Below are 17,814 nucleotides of genomic sequence, written 5' to 3'. Positions count from 1 at the left end.
CCCGCCGCGAATCGGATCAGCCTGCAGCGGGATCAGGAAAAAAGGAGGCGGCTTTCCACCGGCCTCCCGCCCTTAAGCGGACGAGAGGGCGATCACGTTACTGGCTTTGGATCGGGCGACCCAAAGCCACGTGAACTACTCGAGCAGCGGCGACCAGGCCGGGTCGGATGCGAAGCCCTGCGTCTGGATCAGTTGCTCGTTGTAACCCGACAGATCGATCGAATAGAGCTGCGGTCCGCCGGAACCGGCACCCTGGCGGAAGAACATCAGGACACGGCCGTTCGGCGCCCAGGTCGGGCCTTCGTTGTGGAAGCCGGTGGTCAGGATACGTTCGCCCGAACCGTCGGTCTTCATCACGCCGATCGAGAACTTGCCGCCCGACTGCTTGGTGAAGGCGATGAGGTCGCCACGCGGAGACCAGACCGGCGTCGAATAGGAGCCGTCGCCGAAGGAGATGCGGCGCTGGCCGGAGCCGTCGGCACCCATGACGTAGATCTGCTGGCGGCCACCGCGGTCGCTTTCAAAGGCGATCTGGCTGCCATCCGGCGAATAGGACGGGGCGGTATCGATCGCGGCGGTGTTGGTCAGGCGCGTCGTGGTCCGCGAGCGCAGGTCCATTGTGTAGATGTTGGCGTTGCCGTCCTGCTGCAGGCTCATGATTACCCGCTGGCCATCCGGCGAGAAGCGCGGCGAGAAGGTCATCCCGGGGAAGTTGCCGACGACCTCGCGCTGTCCGGTTTCCAGCTGCAGCAGGTAGACGCGCGGCTGCTGGTTTTCGAACGACATGTAGGTGACTTCCTGGCGGTTCGGCGAGAAGCGCGGCGTCAGAACGATGTCGTTGGAATTGGTGAGCGCACGGGCGTTGAAGCCGTCCTGGTCCATGATGGCGAGCTGACGCTTGCGTGCCGTCTTCGGGCCGCTTTCGGCGACATAGACGATGCGGGTGTCGAAGTAGCCCTTTTCACCGGTGACGCTCTGATAGATGGCGTCGGCGATGATGTGGGCCACGCGGCGCCAGTTTTCCGGCTGGGTGAAGAACTGCTGGCCGGTCATCTGCTTGTTACCGAACGTATCCCACAGGCGGAACTCGGCCTTCAGCCTGCCGTCGCCTTCCTGCGTCACGCGGCCGGTGACGAGCGCCTGCGCGTTGATGACCTTCCAGTCCTCGAACCGCGGCGTCGCATCCGGATTGCTGATCTTCTCGATGAACGCTCCCTTGTTGATCGGCGCGAACAGGCCCGAACGCTTCAGGTCCGCCGCAACCACGTCCGAAATTTTCTGGCCGAGTTCGCCCTGGAGAAAGTCCGTGACAGCGATCGGCAGCGGTTCGACGTTGCCCTTGTTGATGTTGATTTCAACTTCAGCATTTGCCGGTGTCACCGCCGCCACGACGGCGGCTAACATGCCCGCGGCCACCATCAGGGCGCGGAAAAGAGAGACCTTGATCATAGGGACAAGCCTTTCAGCTTCGTACGAAGGGTTTGCAGGGGTGGTTTGCTATCCGGCATGGGTTCCAATCCCGGCAGCTCTAGAGTGCGAATTCCGAGGGGTCGAAATTCAGCACGAGGGTATTCCATCCTTTTTCGCCCTCATATTTTTCAGGCGGGAGGTTCTGTAGCGGGGCCGAACGGCGGATCGCGCGCAAGGTGCTGCTTTCAACGGCACGGCGCGTACCTTCCGGACCGCCGGTTGCGGTAACCTCGGGTGTGCCGACGATATTGCCGGCGGGATCCAGTTGCACGCGCACCGTGACGCGCACTTCCTCGACGCCGGTCAGGCCTGGTGTCAGTGACCAGTTGCCCTGGATCTGGCCCTTGACGCCATCGATCTCGTTGGCGCTCAAGCCCACACCAATGGTTTTCTTGCCGCCGAGCGCCGCTTCCTGTGTCGAGCGCTTGGCACCACCGGCGGAGGGATCCTGCCGGTTGAGAAGGGCGGCGATCTCATCGGCGTTGAACTTGCTTTCCTCGGTGGAGGCAGCTTTCTTCTGTTCCTTCGGCGTTGCCTCGTTCTTGCGGTCAGGCGTCTTGGCGCTCTGGGCGGGCTTTTCGACCTTCGGCTTTGCCGCCGGCGTCGGCACCTTCTCAGGCAGCGCTTCGGCTTCCGGGTTCTCGGCCGGCTTTTCCTCGGCGGGTGCCGGCTCCGGCTTCGTCTCCGGCTTCACTTCCTGCTTCGGTTCGGGCAGAGCGGCAACTTCGGTCGCAGGTTCGGAGGCGGGCTTGGATTCCTCGACCTTCTTGATCTCTTGCTCGACCGGATCGGGCGTCGGCTCGGGCTTCTCGTTCTTTTCCGGAGAGGCCGTGGCTTCGCTCTTCGACGGCTTGGCGTTCGGCGTCGGCGGCGTCTTCAGGTCGGTATCGTTGTCGCCGATGTTTTCGGCAGGTTGGTTGGTCTCCGGCCGCTTGGTCGGAACCGGCGACGAGGTCTCCTTCTTCGGCGCCTTCTTGTCGCCCTGCTGAACCTGCGTCATCTCCGAATAGGGAACGATGTCGACAGGCAAAGCCTCGACGTCGGCGACCTGGAAGTCAGCCGGGCTGCCAAGCGACACCAGCGCCCAGGTCAAGACCATGGCGTGGAGGACAGCAGATGTAGCGAGACTGCCCTTCATCGTGGACGATCACTTTTCCTGTTCTTGCAGCGTGACAAGGCCGAGGTTCTTGAAACCGGCGGCCGAGATGCGGGCCATGACCTTCATGACCGTGCCGTAGTCGGCATTGGTGTCACCGCGCACATAGATGCGCTCGTTGTAGCCGGTGGTGGCGATCGCCTCGAGCTTCGGCACCACTTCGTCGATGGCGATCGCGGTTTCCTGCAGGTAGATCTCGCCTGCCGGGTTGACCGAGACAGTGATCGGCTGCGTATCGGAATTGAGCGCCTTTGCCTGCGTTTCCGGCAGATCGATCGGCACGCCGACCGTCATCATCGGTGCTGCCACCATGAAGATGATCAGGAGCACGAGCATGACGTCGACGAACGGCGTCACGTTGATCTCGCTCATCATGGCTTTCTTGCCGCCGCGGCGACGACGTCCGCCACCCGAACCCTTGGCTCCGCCAACCGACATACCCATCAGCGTGGTCTCCGTACTCTCTGGCGATTACTGCGCGGCCTGGCGCGGGTTCTGCAGCTTCTCGTCGATCTGCCGCGACAGGATGGCGGAGAATTCGTCGGCGAAAGCTTCCATGCGTGCCGACAGCTTGCCGGCGTCGGCCGAGAACTTGTTGTAGGCGATAACCGCGGGGATAGCGGCGAGCAGGCCGATCGCGGTGGCGAGCAGTGCTTCGGCGATACCGGGCGCCACGACCGCGAGGTTGGTCGACTTCGAACCGGCGATCGCCTGGAACGAGGTCATGATACCGACGACCGTACCGAAAAGGCCGATGAACGGGGCGGCCGAACCGATGGTCGCGAGCGAGCCGAGACGGGCTTCCAGCGATTCCGATTCCCGGGCGAGCGTCACGTCCATGGCGCGGTCGATACGCATCTGCAGGCCGATCGGCGAACGGGCGCCGCGCTCGAAGCTCTTCTTCCATTCGCGCATGGCGGACACGAAGATCGCACCCATGCCGGCCGTCTGGCGGTCGGCGAGCGTGCGGTAGAGTTCTTCCAGCGACTGGCCGGACCAGAACACCTGCTCGAAGCTGTCGAGCTGGCGGCGGACGCGGCCGTAGTTCAGCGTCTTGTCGACGACGATCGCCCAGGTCCAGACGGAGGCTGCGACCAGCCCCAGCATGACCAGCTTCACGACGAAGCCCGCTTGCATGAATAGCGACCAAAGGCTCACATCGTGTGTTGCCGCGGCCAATCCAACCTGTTCCATCGTCTTCAGTCCCCGAATCCAAACACCCGGCAAGAGCGGTTCATGCTCGTGACCGGGTAGCCCAAACGTCCTGTTTGCAAGAGTGCCCGGCACCGCCGCAGATCGCACCATCGCGACCTTAATTAGCTTTAGGTTGCCTTCTTGCCGTCAATTTTGGTCAAAGGATGACGTGCACTGCACAAATCCTGATGCGATGATTAAGACACCATTATGGTTAAGAGACCGTTACCGTTGTGTGTCTTTGCAGTATCACCCGGCGGTCGGAACTTAGCGTTGCCGAGTACGTTCCTAGGGATGGCCCAACGAACGACAGGACAACGAAGCGAAGGAAAGTCCTCACCGGACTTTGATCCCCGGGACCGATTGATCCTCGCCCTTTGCGCCGAGCTCAAGGCCGAGCGGGAAACCCGCGCCGCCCTGGAGGACGCACTCGCCCACGGCGTCGTGTCGCTTGAAATCCTCCAGGCCGTCATCTCCGATCCGGTTCCCGTGGTGACCGAGGAGGACATTGTTCGCATCGAACGGGTCCTCGCCCTCGATGCGGCCAGGTCCGCTATTCTGGCTAAGGACGCGCCGACCGTCCGGGATCTCCGTGGAGGCGGGTGATGGCGTCCCTTCGCAGCCCGCTTGCCGAATACAACAAACGCCGCAACTTCGGCGAGACGCGCGAACCAAAGGGCAAGCTTGGTCGCGGCCGGTCCGGCCGCATGCGCTTTCTCGTGCAGAAGCATGACGCCACCCGCCTCCACTACGACTTGCGGCTGGAATGGGACGGTGTCTTGAAGAGCTGGGCGGTCACCCGCGGACCAAGCCTCAATCCGGAACACAAGCGACTAGCTGTCAGAACCGAGGATCATCCGCTGGCCTATGGCGATTTCGAAGGCACAATCCCCGAAAAGCAATATGGCGGCGGCACCGTCATGTTGTGGGACAGCGGCTGGTGGGAGCCGGAAAACGATCCGGACGAGGGCTTGCGCGAGGGCAAGCTGACATTCCATCTTCACGGTCAGCGGATGCAAGGCGGGTGGGCATTGGTGCGGATGCGGTCACGCCCCGGTGAAAAGCGCGAGAACTGGCTGCTGATCAAGGAGGGTGACGAAATTGCAGCCGAGGGCGGCGACGTTCTGCTGGAGGACCATCTGACGAGCGTCAGCACCGGCCGCACCATGGCCGAGATTGCCGATGGGAAGGGCGAACGCAAGAAGCATGTCTGGACCTCCAAGGGGGAGGACAAGGAGGCGAAGGCCGTGACAGTCAAAACATCCAAAACCGCAACGAAGCCCAAGGACAGAGCAGCAAAGCCGGCAAAGGCGAAGCAAGTCATGTCGGACGAAACCGTGCTTGGGGTGCGCATCACCCATCCGGATCGCGTCCTGTTTGCCGACCAGGGCATCAGCAAGCTCGATCTCGCCCGCTACTACGCCGTCGTCGCCGATCGCATATTGCCCCATGCGGCCGAGCGTCTCCTGTCGCTCGTGCGTGCGCCGCAGGGCGTGAAGGGTCCGCGCTTCTACCAGAAACATGCGAGCGACGGTTTTCCCGACGAGATCAAGGAAGTCCCCGTCGAGGAAAGCTCCGGCGAAACGGAAAACTACATGTATGTGCGCGACGCCAAGGGGTTGGTCGCTGCGGTCCAGATGGGCACGCTGGAGTTCCATATCTGGGGATCGCATGTCGACAAGCTGGAGATCCCCGATCGACTCGTCTTCGACCTTGATCCTGACGAGGGTCTCGACTTCGAGATGGTCAAGGGTGCGGCCGTGGCCTTGCGCGATGCGCTCGACGAGATCGGGCTGAAATCGGTTCCGATGGTCACGGGCGGTAAGGGCGTCCACGTCATCGTGCCGCTGACGGCCCGCGCCAGCTGGCCGGAAGCCAAGGCCTTCGCCAAGACCTTTGCGCAAGGTTTCGCCGATCGCGAACCGGACCGGTTCATCGCCACCATGTCGAAGGAAAAGCGCAAAGGACGCATCTTCATCGACTGGCTGAGAAATGAGCGCGGCGCGACCGCCATTGCCCCCTACTCGACCCGGGCGCGCGCTGACGGACCGGTGGCGACGCCCATCAACTGGGAAGAACTTGCCGATCTCAAGTCGGCCAACAGCTTCCACATCCCGGACATCCTCGAGCGGATCGAAAATGGCGCAGACCCCTGGCAGGATGTGTCCAAGATCAGGCAATCCCTGACCAAGACGATCCTGGGCAAAATCGGCGTGAACGAGGCTGACTAGGCCGCCGACGCCCCGCGCAATCCCTCGATCCACGAGCGTAATGCCGTCCCGATCGCGTGCGGATGATCCTCCTGCAGGTAGTGCGCGCCCGCGCCGAGTTTCACCAGGCGGCAATTCGCAAGCTCGTCGGCATAAGCTTCCGCCTCCGCCGGCGAGATGAGCGCACCAGGGTCGCCCGAGAACAATAGCTTGGGATATCCTGAGGCGCGAAGCGTGGCGTGATCTGCCGTACTGGTAGCGTAGAACTCAGAAGGCGCGCCCTCGATCGGCAGTTCACGCGGCAGGCGCAGCACGGGGCGGCGGGAAGATGGATTCGGAAACGGTGCCCGATAAGCAGCCATTTCCTCGTCGTTCAGTTGACGCAGGATCGCGTTCGGTACGACCCGTTCGATGAAGACGTTTTCCTCCAGGATCAGCCGCTCGCCGACGCCTTCAGTTCGGAACGCCCTGAACAGTTCGCGGGCCTGCGGCTTTTGATGAAACGCCTCATAAGTTTCAGCCGGCCGGATATATTCCATGAAGGCGAGGCCGAGCACCTTCTCCCGATTGAGTGCGGCAAAGTGGAAGGCAAGCGCTGTTCCCCAATCCTGCGCGACCAGGAAAAGTGGACCGGGGGCGACCTTTTCGATGAAGGCTTCGAGATAGCGGAACTGGTCGAGGAAGGTGTAGGCGATGTCGGGCTTGTCGGATTGGCCATAGCCGATCAGATCCGGTGCAACGCAGCGCCCGACCGGTGTCACATGCGGCAAGATGTTCCGCCAGATATAGGACGACGTCGGGTTGCCGTGGAGAAACAGGACCGTCGGTCCCGTGCCTTTTTCGATATAGGCCATCGACGATCCGAAAATGTCGACGAATGACTTGCCCGCTGCGAATGCCTCTTCACGCATGCTTCCCTCCATCAAACACGGTTGAAAAAACGATCGTCCTGAACGTTGCAAGCGGCGCCGGGCTGCGATCGACCTTCATGCGCAGCATGGCCCCCTGCCAGGCGCTGAGCAGGAAGTCGGCAAGCTCGGCCGCCGAGCCGAGCGGAGCGATTTCGCCCTTCTCCAGCCCTTCGGCGATGCAGGCCTCGAAGGGACCGCGCCAGGTCGCAAAGAGTTTCGACAGATGTGCCCTGAGCCGTTCATTGTCGAAGGAGGCTTCGAGGCTGAGATTGCCGATCATGCAGCCGCGGCTGTAGTCGGCGTCAGCCAGCTTGCCGGTGATGAGGTCGATGTAGCGACGCAACCGGTCGACGGAGCGCACGCTTCTGTCGCCAAGCGCCTCTTCCACGAGGCCCGAGACATAGGCGAAGTAGCGATCGAGCACCTCGATGACGAAGTCTTCCTTGGACGTGAAGTGATTGGTGAAGGACCCAGGACGGGCGCCCGCAGCCTCGACGATGTCGCGTACGCCGGTCCCGGCGTAGCCTGTGTTCCAGACGAGCTGATCGCCCGCCTTCAGAAGATTTTCGCGTATCGATTTTCTGGACATGGCGAAATAATACGTACGTACGTATTATTGTCAATGCACTGAATCGAATGCAGTGAAAACGCGCGTCCACCAACGAAAAACGCCCCTGGAAGGGGCGCCGTGTCTCCGTTCGACTGAAGGAGAGCTCTAGCCCGCGCTCTCCTTCGCATGATGGAATTTGTAGGCGAGCGCCTCGGGCAGCCGCCGTGGCCGACCCTGGCCGTTGATCACGGCGATGATCACCTTGGCGGCGATCAGCAACTGCTCGCCGCGGCGGATCTCCTGCTGCAGCACCATCTTGGCGCCGCCGGCCTTCTCGGTGACGGTGGTAATCGTCAGGATGTCATCCATGCGCGCCGGCAGCTTGAAATCGATCTCCATGCGATGAACGACGAAGACGAGGCCTTCGCTGTCGCCCTCGATCGCCAGCGTTGCCTGCTCGACGCCGAGCAGCCGCAGGAAATCGGTGCGGGCGCGCTCCATGAAATGCAGGTAGCGGGCGTGATAGACGACGCCGGAAAAGTCGGTGTCTTCGTAATAGACGCGCTGGATCAGCTGATGGCCGTTTTCGGTCAGTTCGCCTGCGAGCGAAATCAGGGACATACTTTTCTCCGAAAGAATTTCCCGTTTCCTGTGCAGGAACAAAAAGCCGTTTGCAAGCATTGCAGCCTTGTCACAATCCTATCCTATCACGTGACGGACTTCCTTTGCGATCAGGAGAACGTGCATGAAGATTGCGATTCTCGGCGGCGACGGTTTCGTCGGTTGGCCCACGGCCCTTCATTTGTCCGATGCCGGTCACGACGTTCATATCCTCGACAATCTCTCCCGCCGATGGATCGATACGGAACTGGGCGTGCAATCGCTGACGCCGATGGATTCGATCCAGGAACGCACGCGTATCTGGCATGCCGAAACCGGCCGGCGCATCCATTTCAACCTGATCGATCTCGCCCGCGACTACGAACTCCTGAAGAACTGGCTCGCCGACCATCGCCCTGACGCCATCGTGCATTTTGCCGAACAGCGTGCCGCGCCCTATTCGATGAAGAGCGACCGCCACAAGAACTACACGGTCAACAACAACGTCAACGCCACGCACAATCTTCTGAACGCACTGGTCGAACTCAGCCTCGACGCCCACCTCGTGCATCTCGGAACCATGGGCGTCTACGGCTACTCCACCATCGGCGCGGCGATCCCCGAGGGCTATCTGCCTGTCGGCATCGAAACGATGGGAGGCGAGACCGTCAGCCAGGAGATCCTCTACCCCTCCAATCCCGGCTCGATCTACCACATGACCAAGTGCCTGGATCAGTTGCTCTTCCAGTTCTATGCCAAGAACGACGGGCTTCGGATCACCGACCTGCACCAGGGCATCGTCTGGGGTACGCATACCGAGCAGACGCGCCGCCACGCCCAGCTCATCAACCGCTTCGACTATGACGGCGACTATGGCACCGTGCTCAATCGTTTCCTCATCCAGGCGGCAATCGGTTATCCGCTGACCGTGCACGGCACCGGCGGCCAGACCCGCGCCTTCATTCACATCCAGGATTCGGTGCGATGCATCGAGCTGGCGCTCACGAACCCACCGGCGCGCGGCAGCCGTGTCGAGATCTTCAACCAGATGACCGAGACCCACCGGGTGCGCGATCTCGCCGAAATGATCGCCTCGATATCGGGGGCCGAGATCGCCCGGTTGCCGAATCCGCGCAAGGAAGCTGCCGAGAACGAACTCGTCGTGCACAACGAGAAATTCCTGAGCCTCGGTCTCAACCCGACGCGGCTGCAGGACGGATTGCTTTCGGAAATCGTCGATGTCGCCAAGAAATTCGCCTATCGTGTCGACAGAACGCGCGTGCCCGCCGTCTCCGCCTGGACCAAGGACATCGCGCCGCTGATCAACCACGACCCAGAGGGCAAGCGGCTGAAATCCGTTTCATGACATCGAACGATCCTTCGGAGGGGCTCCGCCCCTCCTCGACTCCCCAAGCCGACCATGCCTATGTGACGCTCGTCACCAATGCCGATTATGCGCTTGGCGCCCGCGCACTGGCGCGCTCCATAACACGCACGGGCACGAGGGCCGATATCGTCGTGCTGCACACGGGCGGCGTTTCTGTCGATGTACTGGCGCCGCTTGCCGAATTCGGCTGCCGGCTGGTGGAGACCGACCTTCTGCCGCTTTCGGACGCCTTCAACGCGCGCCACCAGCGCCGGAACGTGCATGATAAGGCGCCCTTCACGAAAGGCCGAAAGCCCGACTTCCACTCGCCGCTCGACAACTTCTGCAAGCTCCGGCTCTGGCAGCTTATCGAATATCGGCGCTGCGTCTTCATCGACGCCGATGCGGTCGTGCTCCGGAACATCGACCGGCTGTTTGCCTATCCGGAATTCTCCGCTGCCCCCAATGTCTACGAAAGCCTTGCGGACTTTCATCGGCTGAATTCCGGCGTCTTCGTCGCCGAACCGTCAATGGCGACCTTCGACAGGATGATCACCCAGCTTGACGCGCCGGACGCCTTCTGGCCGCGCACCGACCAGACCTTCCTGCAAGCCTTCTTCCCGGACTGGCACGGTCTGCCAGTGACGATGAACATGCTGCAATATGTCTGGTTCAACCTGCCCGAACTCTGGGACTGGGGCTCAATCGGCGTGCTGCACTACCAGTATGAAAAGCCCTGGGAGACGGATCATCCGCGCCGGGAGGCCCTGCAGCCGCTTATCGATCTCTGGCATGGCTACCTGACAGGAGAGGATATTCCGGACATCGCATCGCTCACCAACCCGGTCCGCCGATGACCCGGGTGCTTGTCTCCGGCGGCACGGGCTTCGTCGGCCGCTTCATCGTCGAGCATCTGCTGCAGGCGGGGTACGAGGTTGTGATCGGCGGTCGCACGCGGGCCCCAAACACCTTCTTCAGCGGGCCTGTTGGTTTCGTGCCCCTGTCGCTCGATCCGACGAGCGATCACAGCGCGGCCTTCGGCAATGTCCAGTGTTTCGTCCATGCCGCCTTCCAGCACATCCCTGGCCGATATCGAGGCGGCGAAGGCGATGATCCCGAGAGCTTCCGCCGCGCCAATCTCGATGGTTCGGTCCGGCTTTTCGAAACGGCACGCGAACAGGGCGTAGGTCGCTGCATCTTCCTGTCGAGCCGCGCGGTCTACGGAACGCACCCAGCAGGCGCCGTGCTGTCGGAGGGATCGACCTGCCATCCCGAGAGCCTCTATGGCGCGCTCAAGCTTGCGGCGGAGCGGCAACTAGAACTGCTGGGCACGGACGACTTCAGGACAGCAAGCCTACGCGTCACCGGCGTCTACGGAGCACCGGGCAACGGGGCGTCGCACAAATGGCAGGCCCTGTTCGACGACTATCTGCAGGGCCGCCCGGTTGCACCGCGGGCCGGCACGGAAGTGCATGGCGACGATGTCGCAGCCGCCGTGCGCCTCGTGCTCGAAGCGGAAACGCGCCGCTCACCGGTTTCGGTCTTCAACGTCTCCGATATCCTCGTCGACAACAGCATCATTCTGGAAATCGTTCGCCAAATCACCGGTTGTATGAACGACCTGCCCGAACCGGCCGCATTGACCGAATTCAACGCGATGGACTGTGGCCGTCTGCGCGCGCTCGGCTGGACGCCGGGCGGGCTCCCGCGGCTGCACGAGACGATCGAAAAGCTGCTCGGCTGAGACGCTGCGTAGAGCCGTTCTGTGTCGATCAAGGACTCCTTTAAGGAGTATTAATTTACAATTTAATACCCCAGGTTGCCGCCGAAAATCCGAGCTATGTTGGCTGCGCGGAACGGTTCCGGTCCGTGCAAAAAGCTCAACCCTCCCGTCGATCGACGGCGCTTCGAAGGAAATCAATCATGCCTATCGAGACGTTGAATCCTGAAGTCTGGAAGCTTGTCGGCACTTTGAACGGTGAATGGAAAACGAATGGCGGCAAGGATTTCGGCTGGGGCACGGTCAAGACCTCATCGCAAACCTTGACTGCAAACGCCTTGCTTTCGGTCTACAAACTGATGCGCGGCAACCAGAATCTGACGCGCGACTACTACCTCGTCGTCGGGGATGTCTATCACGGCATCCAGGGTTCGCCGTCCACTCCGTCGTCCAACTGGGTATCGGTCGGCTTTTACGCCAATCACATGAAGCTGCGCCTCGAGACGAACTCGCAGCAGGCGCGGCTCGTAACGTTCGGGCCGAACAGCACCGTCGAGCAAGCGACGATCAGTTTCTCGATCGGCGGCGAGCTCAGCGCCGAATACAGCAAGGAAGGCCCGAAGGGCGGCGCCTCGCTCAGCGCCAATGTCGGTGTCAGCTTCACGGCCTCCGAGGTTTCGTTTGCGGCACGCCCCGCAACGCAATCGATCGAGTGGCAGGCGAGATTGCCCCATGTCGGCTGGGTTTCGGCGGGAGTGCCGGCAAATCCCGGTCGCCCGTCCTATGCCGGTTACATCTGGAATGCGGCCGCGATCATCGAGGTCCCGCAAGGCGCGACGCCCAACTTCAAAGGGCGCTTCGAAGTGGACTTCGAGTTCAATTGGACGCGCGGCATTCGCAAGCGGTCGTTCACGCCCGAGATCGATCTCGTCTACCAGTCCCTTACCAGGACGGGCACCAGCGACATCGAGGTTATTCCGCCGCTGCCGACGATACTGGAGACATTGCGCTCCCTCGCCTCTTCGACCGGTCGGGACGGCAAGACCGACACCTTCCTGGCAGCGCTGGAAAACTCTCGTGTGATCGATGCGCTCGGCGACAGCAATCTTGACCAGATCGTCATCGCGCCAACCAACCTGGCCGTCCAGACCTACTTCGACCAGCACCCGCAAATCGCGCTCGAGGCCGTTTCGCCGGCAAACCAGGCCTGGCTCGATAGCTGGGTCGCCGAACGGATCATCAGCACACCGCCCGGCTCTGTTGAACTGGCAACACTCAGTGCGTCGGTAAAGAGCATGAGCGAGGGGGAATGGTACCAGTGCGCGGACGGCCTGCTGCTGGTCACCGACACCTATGAGGTGGCGTCCGGCCTGCGGGGCGCAGTGCGAAGCGGAGCCATCAGGGCCGCCTGACGCACCGTGACAAACGGGCGCCCTGCTCGGCTCAATAGAGCGGGCGGGCGGAAGCAAACAGGCCTGGCGTCGTCTCGATGCCAGGCTCTTTCAGCGCAAGACCGGACGAACCTGGAATTAGTCGCTCAGCCGAGATCGATCACCACGATCTCCGGCGGCATGCCGAAGCGAACCGGCGCAAGCGAGCAGCCGAGACCGCCGGAAACGATCAGATTGCAATCGTTCTCGGTCACATGGCCGTAGGCGTAACGCTCGCCGAAACGCGAGGGCACGACCGGCGCATAGCCGAGAAACCGCACCTGGCCGCCATGGGTATGGCCCGACAGTGTCAGTGCGACACGCGACGGAACACGCGGGAACACATCCGGCTCATGCGCCATGAGGATGACCGGATCGGTATCGCTCACCTGGGCGAGCGTACCGTCGAGATCGTCGAGACCGCTCATGCGCTTGCGTTGCCACTTCTTGCCGGGCACCAAGGCAAGCTGATCTTCGAGGCCAGCGATCCAGAAGCCCTGCCCCTCCTTCTCCAGTCTCACCGCCCGGTTGCTATAGACGTTGATGCCGACGTCCTGCAGCGCCTTGTGCCCGAAGGTCGGCCCGCCGCCGTTCTTCTGCGCGGTCCGGTCTTCCCACCAGTCATGATTGCCCATGACTGCGTGGACGCCGAGCGGCGCCTCGAGTGTGGCCAGCGCCTTCGACCATTCGCTGGAATGCACATAGCTGGTGACGAGGTTCATCCCGGCCACATAGTCGCCGAGCAGCAGCGTGATATCGCCGCCAAGGCTGTTGGCCTGCCGGCAGATCGAAGCGATACGGCTTGCCGGCATCCAGGGCTCGCACGCGTGGATGTCGGTGAGCACGACGGCGCGCAGCTTGAGGCCCGGTGTCCAATTGGGTGGCGTCAATTTGTATCGGGTGACGTTCAGCCGGGCCAGAGGTTCGACGGCAAAGGCGTAGCCGCCCAGTGCCGCCATGCTGACGATACCGCCGCCGATCAGTTTCAACAATCCGCGGCGGCTGATCATCTAGTCGTCGTCCTCTAATGTCAGGCGAAACTGGGTCGCCTCCATCTCCTTGGGGGGATTAAGGCCGATATGTTTCCAGGCATTGGCGGTCAAAATACGGCCGCGCGGCGTGCGTTGGATGAAGCCCTGCTGGATCAGATAGGGCTCGATGATGTCTTCGATCGCATCACGCGGCTCCGAAAGGCCCGCAGCGATGGTTTCGATGCCGACGGGACCGCCGCCGAAGTTCTGCGCGATCATGAAGAGGTAGCGCCGGTCGAGCTGGTCGAGGCCCATATTGTCGACGAGCAGCCGCGTCAGCGCCTCGTCCGCGAGCTCCTTGGTCACGGCTTCGGCACGCGCCACTTCGGCGAAGTCGCGCACCCGGCGCAACAGTCGGCCGGCGATGCGCGGCGTACCGCGGGCGCGGCGGGCGATCTCGCGGGCGCCGTCGTCGGTCATGCCGAGGCCCATCAGCCGGGCGCCACGCCGGACGATCGATTCCAGCTCTTCGACCGTGTAGAAATTGAGCCGCACCGGAATGCCGAAACGGTCGCGAAGCGGCGTCGTCAGAAGCCCGAGGCGGGTGGTTGCCGCCACCAGCGTGAACTTCGACAGGTCGATCTTCACCGACCGCGCCGCCGGGCCTTCGCCGATGATGAGGTCGAGCTGGAAGTCCTCCATCGCAGGATAGAGGATTTCCTCGACGGCCGGATTGAGCCGGTGAATTTCGTCGATGAAGAGCACGTCGCGCTCTTCGAGATTGGTGAGCAGGGCCGCGAGATCGCCGGCCTTGGCGATCACAGGGCCGGAAGTCGAGCGGAAATTGACGCCGAGCTCCTTGGCCATGATCTGCGCCAGCGTCGTCTTGCCGAGCCCGGGAGGGCCGACGAAGAGCACGTGGTCCAGCGCCTCGCCGCGATTTTTCGCCGCCTCGATGAAGATCTTCAGGTTGGCGCGCGCTTCCGCCTGGCCGGTGAAGTCATCCAGCGTCTGCGGGCGCATGGTCGCATCGAGGTCTTCACCGCGCTTTTCCGGCGTTATCAGGCGTGCGGCGTCAGTCATGCGTTCGTTCCATTCGGTCGGGCAGCTGAGCGCTGCAACCCGTCATCATGCCGGGCACGATGCGTTCTGCCTTCTGTGCCCAGCCAAGGCAAGCGTTCATCGCGCCAGTTCTTTCAGGCCAAGGCGAATGAGCTTGGCGCTGTCGCCGCCTTCGCCGCCGTTCTTCAAGGCCGCCGCAACGGCATTGGCCGCCTGGTCGCGCGAGTAGCCGAGATTGGTGAGCGCCGAAACCGCATCGGAAACCGGCGCGGAGGCGACGCCTTCGCCAAGCTCCTGCTTGAGGCCGATCGAGGCCGACATCTCGCCGGCGAAGGACGGCGCCTTGTTCTTCAGTTCCGTGACGATGCGCACCGCCACCTTGGGCCCGACACCGGGCGCACGGGAGACGGAGGTCTTGTCCTGCAGCGCGATCGCATTGGCCAATTCCCCCGGCGTCAGGGTGGAAAGCACGGCCAGCGCCACTTTCGAGCCGACCCCCTGCACGCTCTGCAACAGCCGGAACCATTCCCGCTCCAGCGCCGTCAGGAAGCCGAACAGCTTCAACTGGTCTTCGCGCACATAGGTCTCGATGAAGAGCACCGCCGCCTCGCCCGCCGATCCGAGCCTGGACAGCGTGCGCGCCGAACAAAAGGCAACGTAGCCGACGCCATGCACATCGAGCACGACGTGATCCTCGGCGATCTCGTCGATGGTACCCTTCAATTTGCCGATCATGTGGCGTCTCTCGCGGTGGGTTCTGGATGGTCATCGGACCATCGGAAATTATCGTGTCGGGCGCAACTACGCCATCAATGCGGCAAGCCGGCTCGTCACCGATTGCCGGTTGTGGGCATGGCAGATAGCGATCGCCAGTGCGTCCGCCGCATCGTTGCCCTTGAACTCGGCCTTCGGCATCAGAACCTTCAGCATCATGTGGATCTGCTGCTTCTCGCCATGGCCGACACCGATCACCGCCTTCTTGACCGCGTTCGGCGCATATTCGGCGACCCTGAGGCCTGCGCGTGCCGGTACCAGCATGGCGATGCCGCGCGCCTGGCCGAGTTTCAGCGTCGCTGTCGCGTCCTTGTTGACGAAGGTCTGCTCCACCGCCGCCTCGTGTGGCTGATAGCTGTGCACCACCTCGGCAAGGCCGTCATGCAGCTGGCAAAGTCTGGAGGCGAGGTCCATGTCGCCATCCGACGTCACCGTGCCCGAGGCGACGAAACGCAACGAATTGCCGAGCGTCTCGATGATGCCCCAGCCGGTACGACGGAGCCCCGGATCGATGCCGATGATGCGAATCGTGGTCTGCATGAATTTCACCCTATGATGTCAGTCCGGACGCTGCCAGCAAAAAGTGAACAAAACAAAAACATACGCACAGTTGAGGCGCGGCCTCAGGTTTTCTTCGGCACCGCCCTTGGATTGAGGAAAATTGAGCTTACATAGCCTTGCATCAATTTCTCTCAATAAAGGCCTTTGCCATGGCGACTTTCTCCGTCCTCGATCTTTCCCCGATCACTGAAGGCGGCAGCGTCGCCCAATCGCTGGAGAATTCGCGCCGTCTGGCCCAGGCGGCCGAGGAGAACGGCTACACCCGCTTCTGGCTGGCCGAACATCACGGCATGAAGGGCATCGCCAGTGCGGCGACCTCGATCGTGATCTCGCACGTGGCGGCAGCGACGAAGACGATCCGTGTCGGCTCCGGCGGCATCATGCTGCCGAACCACTCGCCGCTTGTCATCGCCGAACAGTTCGGAACGCTCGCCGCCCTCTACCCCGGCCGCATCGACCTCGGCCTCGGCCGTGCGCCCGGAACCGACATGCGCACCGCCCAGGCCCTCCGACGCAACATGGAGGCGAGCGGCAACAACTTCCCGAACGACGTCGTCGAACTGCAGGCACTGCTCGGCCCCGTCGCCGAGGACCAGAAGATCATCGCCGTGCCCGGCGCCGACACCAATGTGCCGATCTGGCTGCTCGGCTCAAGCCATTTCAGCGCCCATCTCGCCGGCATGCTCGGCCTGCCCTTCGCCTTCGCCTCGCATTTCGCGCCGGACATGCTGCTCTCGGCGCTGGAGATCTACCGCGAGCGCTTCACCCCCTCCGAGACCCTTGCCAAGCCGCAGGTGATGGTCGGCGTCATGGGGGTTGCCGCCGATACGGACGAGGAGGCGAACTACCTCTTCACCTCCATGCAGCAATCCTTCGTGGCCCTGCGCCGCAACGCGCGCGGGCAGTTTCCGCCGCCGGTCCAGTCGATGGATGGGCTTTGGAACTATGACGAGAAGATCTTCGTCGACCATTCGATGATGTATGCGGTGGTCGGAGGGCCAGAGACGATCCGGCGCAAGATCGGGGCGTTCCTCGAGCAGACAAAGGCCGACGAACTGATCATCTCCATGCCGATCTTCGACATGCAGGCGCGGCTGAATTCGCTTCGCCTCTTCGCCGACGCCCAGCGAGATCTCGCCAAGGCGGCGTAAAGCCGGCCGATCAGATCGCCCCGAAAGCGGGTGCGATCTCTTCCAGATTGGCAAAGAACCGATCCGGCCCGAGCCCTTGCAGGAAGACCGGGTCGGCATAGCCCCAGGCAACCGCACCGGCCGCCACGCCCGCCTTTCGCGCCGCATCGATATCGCGCGCCTCGTCGCCGATCGCCAGGATGCGAGCCGCATCGAGGCCGGAGTGCCGGATCGCACGCTTGAAGTGCTGTGCCTTGCCGAAAAGCGCGGCACCGCATTCGAAGAGATCAATCGTCGCTGCCGCCTCGCCGAGTACGGCGCGAATACCCTGCTCCGCGTTCGAACTCACGATCGCAATGCCGATGCCCGCCGCCTTCAATTTCCAGAGAAGCTGAGCGGCGCCCGGAAACAGCCGGACGCTTGCCGCTTCAGTCGCCATGGCACGGCGCATGAAGGTGGCGATCTGCGGCAGTTTCCAAACGGGCACGCCGAGATGCGCGATGATCTCGCGGCTGCCCATGGTGCGCAACGACTGGAACTCCTCGACCGAGAGTTCGCGGAAGCCGTAGCGCCGTGCAGCCGCGTTGCACGCCGTCATGAAACTCGCCGCCGTATCGGCAAGCGTGCCGTCGAAATCGAAGATCGCGAATTCATAGGTCATCGGGCCATCCAAAGAAAAACCCGCGGCCTTTCGGACGCGGGTGAAAAT

General features: G+C 62.5%; 19 protein-coding genes. 7 read left to right on the top strand and 12 right to left on the bottom strand.

The annotated features are described in order from the left end of the window. Window positions 1-135: 135 nt before the first annotated feature. The 4 genes from tolB to tolQ form a co-directional block, all read right to left on the bottom strand. Complete coding sequence (gene tolB / locus IB272_RS23935) at window positions 136-1,449, bottom strand: Tol-Pal system beta propeller repeat protein TolB (RefSeq protein WP_034806253.1); 1,314 nt, start codon at window positions 1,447-1,449, stop codon at window positions 136-138. 79 nt (window positions 1,450-1,528) lie between these two features. Next, window positions 1,529-2,608: a hypothetical protein gene (locus IB272_RS23930; RefSeq protein WP_034806249.1), complete on the bottom strand. Its 1,080-nt coding sequence runs from the start codon at window positions 2,606-2,608 to the stop codon at window positions 1,529-1,531. 9 nt (window positions 2,609-2,617) lie between these two features. Then, entirely contained in the window at window positions 2,618-3,070 is a 453-nt protein-coding gene (gene tolR / locus IB272_RS23925; RefSeq protein ID WP_034806246.1) for a protein TolR, read from the bottom strand. A gap of 27 nt (window positions 3,071-3,097) precedes the next feature. Then, window positions 3,098-3,820 carry a protein TolQ gene (gene tolQ, locus IB272_RS23920; protein WP_034806243.1) on the bottom strand — a complete coding sequence of 241 codons (723 nt, stop codon included), beginning with the start codon at window positions 3,818-3,820 and terminating at the stop codon, window positions 3,098-3,100. A 294-nt stretch (window positions 3,821-4,114) separates the two neighbouring features. On the opposite strand from tolQ, the gene IB272_RS23915 reads away from it, so the two are divergent. Both IB272_RS23915 and ligD read left to right on the top strand, forming a co-directional pair. Further along, window positions 4,115-4,426 carry a hypothetical protein gene (locus tag IB272_RS23915; protein ID WP_192445199.1) on the top strand — a complete coding sequence of 104 codons (312 nt, stop codon included), beginning with the start codon at window positions 4,115-4,117 and terminating at the stop codon, window positions 4,424-4,426. After that, window positions 4,426-6,051, top strand: coding sequence for a non-homologous end-joining DNA ligase (gene ligD, locus IB272_RS23910; protein WP_192445197.1), 1,626 nt, complete (start codon window positions 4,426-4,428; stop codon window positions 6,049-6,051). Before IB272_RS23915 ends, ligD begins: the two co-directional genes overlap by 1 nt. Here ligD and IB272_RS23905 read toward each other — a convergent pair. The 3 genes from IB272_RS23905 to ybgC form a co-directional block, all read right to left on the bottom strand. Then, window positions 6,048-6,941 carry a haloalkane dehalogenase gene (locus tag IB272_RS23905; protein ID WP_113135985.1) on the bottom strand — a complete coding sequence of 298 codons (894 nt, stop codon included), beginning with the start codon at window positions 6,939-6,941 and terminating at the stop codon, window positions 6,048-6,050. The genes ligD and IB272_RS23905 overlap by 4 nt on opposite strands. Beyond that, window positions 6,934-7,530 carry a TetR/AcrR family transcriptional regulator gene (locus IB272_RS23900; RefSeq protein WP_034806234.1) on the bottom strand — a complete coding sequence of 199 codons (597 nt, stop codon included), beginning with the start codon at window positions 7,528-7,530 and terminating at the stop codon, window positions 6,934-6,936. Before IB272_RS23900 ends, IB272_RS23905 begins: the two co-directional genes overlap by 8 nt. Window positions 7,531-7,656: 126 nt before the next feature. Beyond that, window positions 7,657-8,112: a tol-pal system-associated acyl-CoA thioesterase gene (gene ybgC, locus IB272_RS23895; protein WP_034806232.1), complete on the bottom strand. Its 456-nt coding sequence runs from the start codon at window positions 8,110-8,112 to the stop codon at window positions 7,657-7,659. Between the two features lie 124 nt (window positions 8,113-8,236). Here ybgC and IB272_RS23890 point away from each other — a divergent pair, with 124 nt between their 5' ends. From IB272_RS23890 to IB272_RS23875, 4 genes are all read left to right on the top strand, one after another. Continuing rightward, window positions 8,237-9,457: an NAD-dependent epimerase/dehydratase family protein gene (locus IB272_RS23890; protein WP_034806229.1), complete on the top strand. Its 1,221-nt coding sequence runs from the start codon at window positions 8,237-8,239 to the stop codon at window positions 9,455-9,457. Next, complete coding sequence (locus tag IB272_RS23885; protein ID WP_060581115.1) at window positions 9,454-10,314, top strand: glycosyltransferase; 861 nt, start codon at window positions 9,454-9,456, stop codon at window positions 10,312-10,314. The genes IB272_RS23890 and IB272_RS23885 overlap by 4 nt, the downstream gene beginning before the upstream one ends. Further along, window positions 10,311-11,201 (top strand): NAD(P)-dependent oxidoreductase, encoded by an 891-nt coding sequence (locus IB272_RS23880; protein WP_060581114.1) that lies wholly within the window; start codon window positions 10,311-10,313, stop codon window positions 11,199-11,201. Before IB272_RS23885 ends, IB272_RS23880 begins: the two co-directional genes overlap by 4 nt. A gap of 179 nt (window positions 11,202-11,380) precedes the next feature. Beyond that, window positions 11,381-12,589: a hypothetical protein gene (locus tag IB272_RS23875; protein WP_034806219.1), complete on the top strand. Its 1,209-nt coding sequence runs from the start codon at window positions 11,381-11,383 to the stop codon at window positions 12,587-12,589. Between the two features lie 125 nt (window positions 12,590-12,714). Here IB272_RS23875 and IB272_RS23870 read toward each other — a convergent pair whose 3' ends face one another. The 4 genes from IB272_RS23870 to ruvC form a co-directional block, all read right to left on the bottom strand. Beyond that, window positions 12,715-13,617: a metallophosphoesterase gene (locus IB272_RS23870; protein ID WP_034806217.1), complete on the bottom strand. Its 903-nt coding sequence runs from the start codon at window positions 13,615-13,617 to the stop codon at window positions 12,715-12,717. After that, window positions 13,618-14,661, bottom strand: coding sequence for a Holliday junction branch migration DNA helicase RuvB (gene ruvB / locus IB272_RS23865; protein WP_034806214.1), 1,044 nt, complete (start codon window positions 14,659-14,661; stop codon window positions 13,618-13,620). Between the two features lie 96 nt (window positions 14,662-14,757). Then, on the bottom strand, window positions 14,758-15,375 hold the full coding sequence (gene ruvA, locus IB272_RS23860) for a Holliday junction branch migration protein RuvA (RefSeq protein ID WP_034806211.1): 618 nt from the start codon (window positions 15,373-15,375) through the stop codon (window positions 14,758-14,760). A gap of 66 nt (window positions 15,376-15,441) precedes the next feature. After that, window positions 15,442-15,954 carry a crossover junction endodeoxyribonuclease RuvC gene (ruvC, locus tag IB272_RS23855; protein ID WP_034806209.1) on the bottom strand — a complete coding sequence of 171 codons (513 nt, stop codon included), beginning with the start codon at window positions 15,952-15,954 and terminating at the stop codon, window positions 15,442-15,444. A gap of 170 nt (window positions 15,955-16,124) precedes the next feature. Here ruvC and IB272_RS23850 point away from each other — a divergent pair, with 170 nt between their 5' ends. Next, window positions 16,125-17,126, top strand: a complete 1,002-nt coding sequence (locus IB272_RS23850; RefSeq protein ID WP_060581213.1) for an LLM class flavin-dependent oxidoreductase — start codon at window positions 16,125-16,127, stop codon at window positions 17,124-17,126. Window positions 17,127-17,136: 10 nt separating this feature from the next. Here the strand turns inward: IB272_RS23850 and IB272_RS23845 are convergent, their stop codons facing one another. Then, a complete protein-coding gene (locus IB272_RS23845) occupies window positions 17,137-17,766 on the bottom strand; it encodes an HAD hydrolase-like protein (RefSeq protein WP_060581113.1) in 630 nt (209 codons plus the stop codon). Between the last annotated feature and the right edge of the window lie 48 nt (window positions 17,767-17,814).

The sequence above is a fragment of the Ensifer sp. ENS08 genome (assembly GCF_014852195.1).
GTDB lineage: Bacteria > Pseudomonadota > Alphaproteobacteria > Rhizobiales > Rhizobiaceae > Ensifer > Ensifer adhaerens.
This window is presented reverse-complemented; position numbering and strand designations above follow the sequence as displayed.